The 2,254-nt window shown below is 61.3% G+C and carries 4 protein-coding genes and 1 pseudogene; 3 read left to right on the forward strand and 2 right to left on the reverse strand.

What is annotated here, in order from left to right:
• Nucleotides 1-178: 178 nt before the first annotated feature.
• Both EET03_RS29515 and EET03_RS29520 read left to right on the forward strand, forming a co-directional pair.
• On the forward strand, nucleotides 179-442 hold the full coding sequence (locus EET03_RS29515) for a type II toxin-antitoxin system VapB family antitoxin (protein WP_063472802.1): 264 nt from the start codon (nucleotides 179-181) through the stop codon (nucleotides 440-442).
• A 3-nt stretch (nucleotides 443-445) separates the two neighbouring features.
• Nucleotides 446-871, forward strand: coding sequence for a type II toxin-antitoxin system VapC family toxin (locus tag EET03_RS29520; protein WP_075542685.1), 426 nt, complete (start codon nucleotides 446-448; stop codon nucleotides 869-871).
• A 169-nt stretch (nucleotides 872-1,040) separates the two neighbouring features.
• Here the strand turns inward: EET03_RS29520 and EET03_RS29525 are convergent, their stop codons facing one another.
• Both EET03_RS29525 and EET03_RS29530 read right to left on the reverse strand, forming a co-directional pair.
• Nucleotides 1,041-1,457 (reverse strand): type II toxin-antitoxin system VapC family toxin, encoded by a 417-nt coding sequence (locus EET03_RS29525; protein WP_063472800.1) that lies wholly within the window; start codon nucleotides 1,455-1,457, stop codon nucleotides 1,041-1,043.
• Complete coding sequence (locus EET03_RS29530; RefSeq protein WP_063472816.1) at nucleotides 1,454-1,705, reverse strand: FitA-like ribbon-helix-helix domain-containing protein; 252 nt, start codon at nucleotides 1,703-1,705, stop codon at nucleotides 1,454-1,456. The genes EET03_RS29525 and EET03_RS29530 overlap by 4 nt, the downstream gene beginning before the upstream one ends.
• Before the next feature lie 286 nt (nucleotides 1,706-1,991).
• On the opposite strand from EET03_RS29530, the pseudogene EET03_RS29535 reads away from it, so the two are divergent.
• A pseudogene (locus tag EET03_RS29535) lies at nucleotides 1,992-2,254 on the forward strand (hypothetical protein); the annotation flags it as partial.

Genomic DNA, 2,254 nt, shown 5'->3' on the forward strand with positions numbered 1-2,254 from the left:
GCTTCCGGTGCACGTCAAACCCGCCTACCATCGTCATCAGTGGGACCTCCTCAAGCTCCCGAAAAAACTCTGACGCAAACTCAACGAGCGTCTGAGCTGAGGGGGTCCCCATCACATGTCATCTTTCGACACCGCCGACCAATAGTACCTTCTATATCCGATATGGTACCATCTACCCGTGGCGTTGAACATCAAAGATGGCGAGGTCGACGACCTGGCCGAGGAGCTTGCCCGCCGCATGGGCCACGGCAATAAGACGCGAGCGGTTCGAGACGCGCTGCGCGCTCAGCTCGCACTGCTGGAGTCGCGTGCCGGCGACCGGGCCGCGCAGCTCCTCGCGACGATGCGCACCGAGATCTGGCCGTTGCTGGAACCGCGCGCGCCAATCAGTAAAGAAGAGCGCGAGACGATTCTGGGTTACGACCCGACAACCGGGGTTTGACTTGTGATCGTCGACAGCTCGGCCCTTGTGGCGCTTATCGAGGGAGAACAGACCGCGGAACAGATCGCCGCCGTGCTGGCGGGCGCGCGCCACCCCGTGGTCGCCGCACCGACGCTGGCCGAAACTTTGATCGTTCTCACCGCCAGGCACGGAACCATCGCGCGCATGGTGTTCGATCGACTCCGAAGCGAAATCAACTTGGGGGTAGCAGAATTCACCGACGCGCACGCCCTCGCCACCCAGCGCGCCTATCTGCGTTACGGCAAGGGACGCCACCCTGCCGCTCTGAACTTCGGTGACTGCATGAGCTATGCGGCTGCAGAGCTCGCCGGCGAACCTCTGCTGGCCATCGGCGACGACTTCCCGAAGACCGACCTACAGTTCGGCGACGGAATCGTCGGATACTGGCCGACACCGTCGACTGCCTAAGGCGTTCCCCCGCCGGCGTTGCGGGCCTCGATGGTGGCGGGGTCGTCGACGATGACCAGGGTCGCTTCTGGGAGACACGCTCGGCCTTGAGCCGTGACGATTCGCGGAGCGGCCATTTGTGTCCGTTATCACTGGATCTGGGGCGTTCTCAACGCATTTGTGTACGACATCAGTCCCAGGGGTTGACCAGATCGACCCCCGATTCGTCGAAGTGGCGAGTATTGCGGGTAGCCAGAGTTGCGTGCCGGGATGCGGCGATGCCAGCGATTTGCACATCACGAATTTCCACCGCACGCCCAATTCGTTGTTGGGTGGCCGCGATGGTTCCAGCGGCGAGCGCTGCCGTCAGGTCGAAGGATTGCACACGACCATCAAGGTCTTCGTCGAGGAGTTGAGAAAAGATCTCGTCGAGCCGCTTGCGTCGCCGGCTTGGCGTCAAAAGTTCGATGCCGATGCGTATCTCGAATACAGTGACTGACGTCGTCCAGATTGATTCGGCGGGCTGATTATCGAGCCATTCCACGACGGCCGGATCGGGCGTGTCCCGCATCAGCGCGGAGAGCACGTTGGTGTCGAGCAAGATCATGATTCTTTGAACTGCGCCGGCTGGACGGGCTGTCCCCGCAGTTCGGGTATGTCCTCGGTCAGGCCTACGCCTTTGAAGCGTGACGCGATACGAGAGCCTAGCCGGTCGGGCGGATTGTCGACGTTGCGGACTGCGTTCCGTAAAATTTCGCGCACCTCTTCCTCGGTGCTGCGACCGTGTTGACGGGCAAGTCTCTGCAATTTGGCCTTGGTGTCGTCCTCAAGTTGACGGATGAGAATCTGCGCCACAGATCGCATGCTATCATGATATCGTTGAGATAGCATGTTGACCTCGGCGGTCGAGTTTGCGAGCAGTCGATGGATGGGCCAGTTGACGGTTGTGTGCCATCAATTTCCTGCAGATTCATCGAGAATGCCCCATTGCTCCCCAGGGATAACGGCAACGAGGGCGAAAATGGCGAATGCCTCAAGCAACAGTCGTGCAGCAGCGTAACCGTTACCCATCAAAACCCCAATGACAACACTTCGACAACATCCCTAGAAACCCGCCCATCGAAGTGCCAAAGTACCGCGCATGCCCGGCACCCGATGGCCCCAGCGCGCGGTCGTCGTCGGCGTGACCAGCCTGCTATTGATCACGCCCGCACCGGTGGCCGCCGACCCTCCGGATCAGACCTCGCCCACAGCACCGTGCGATGCCATCAGTCCCATCGCCATTCCCTGCGTCGCGCTCAACAAGTTCGCCGACGCCGTCGCCGCGGAATGTCGCCGTGTCGGCATTCCGGACAAGCGATGCAGACTCCCGCTCGCCCATAAGGTCACCCAAGCCGCGCGCGA

Source organism: Mycobacterium innocens (genome assembly GCF_900566055.1).
GTDB lineage: Bacteria > Actinomycetota > Actinomycetes > Mycobacteriales > Mycobacteriaceae > Mycobacterium > Mycobacterium innocens.

Coding starts and splice junctions, on each gene's coding strand:
- EET03_RS29525 (WP_063472800.1), bottom strand. CDS start 1,457: ATGATCTTGCTCGACACCAACGTGCTCTCCGCGCTGATGCGGGACACG.